This window comes from Arthrobacter sp. 9V (assembly GCF_902506065.1).
Taxonomy (GTDB): Bacteria; Actinomycetota; Actinomycetes; order Actinomycetales; family Micrococcaceae; genus Arthrobacter.
The window spans coordinates 1-1028 of record NZ_LR732937.1 but is presented as its reverse complement, the minus strand read 5'-3'; the positions used below and the strand labels follow the sequence as shown (position 1 = coordinate 1028).

Here is a 1028-nt window from a genome sequence, read left to right as displayed (position 1 = left end):
CCGGCGTTGTGCCGACGTCGAGGACGACGCACTCCCCCGGACGCACCAGCGCCGCGGCCGCACGGCCGATGGCCGCCTTGGCCACCTGGTGCTCGACGGCGGTCTCCTCGAAGGGGCGCTCGGTGGAGCCGGCCCCGAGGCGGACCGCGCCCCCGTGCACCCGGCGGATCCGGGCCTCCTGGTCGAGGACGGCGAGGTCCTGGCGGACGGTCACCTCGCTGGTGCCGAGGGACGCGGCCAACGCGGCCGTCCGGACCATGCCCGGGGCACCGTCGACGATCGCGACGATGCGGTCCTGCCGCAGGGGCGCGGGCAGCGCGCCGGCGAGGAAGGAGAGGTCGGCGTCCGTCATGTGGACAGTTTCGCTTGCTTCCGATGTCCTTCGCAACGCTTCGGATGGGCGCTAGGCTGTTCCGGTGATCACCAAGCGCGTGACGAAGCTCGCGGACGGCCGCGACCTCTTCTACTTCGACGACGCCGACTCGACGCTGCCCGCGGAACGCAGCATCGACGACCGCGTGCTCGACCCGCGGCCCGAGACGGCGCGGATGCGGCAGGACGTCCTGACGGGTGAGTGGGTGTCGATCGCTGCGTCCCGGCAGAACCGTGTGTTCCTGCCACCGGCCGACCAGGACCCGCTCGCGCCCCAGAGCCCGGCCAACCCGTCCGAGATCCCGAGCCGCTACGACGTCGCGGTGTTCGAGAACCGCTCGCCGTCGTTCGGCCCGCTGCTCGAAGCCGACGACGCCCCCGAGTCGCTCGAGTCCCTGAGCGACGTCGGCCTGAACCGCCAGCTCCGCTCGATCGGCCGGTGCGAGGTCGTGTGCTTCTCCCCCGAGACCTCGGGTTCCTTCGCCTCCATCTCCGAGTCGCGTGCCCGCACCGTCGTCGAAGCCTGGGCCGACCGCACCGCCGCGCTCTCCGCGATGCCGGGCATCCAGCAGGTGTTCCCCTTCGAGAACCGGGGCGAGGCGATCGGCGTCACGCTGCACCACCCGCACGCGCAGATCTACTCGTACCCGTACATC

2 protein-coding genes are annotated in these 1028 nt (G+C 72.1%); one reads left to right on the top strand and one right to left on the bottom strand.

The genetic code is table 11. From position 1 onward, the window contains the following. A partial coding sequence (locus tag BACI9J_RS22510; RefSeq protein WP_159736632.1) for a DeoR family transcriptional regulator occupies positions 1–352 on the bottom strand: 352 nt, incomplete at its 3' end. A 64-nt stretch (positions 353–416) separates the two neighbouring features. On the opposite strand from BACI9J_RS22510, the gene BACI9J_RS22505 reads away from it, so the two are divergent. Beyond that, the coding region (locus BACI9J_RS22505; RefSeq protein ID WP_442858667.1) for a galactose-1-phosphate uridylyltransferase at positions 417–1028 on the top strand (612 nt) is incomplete at its 3' end.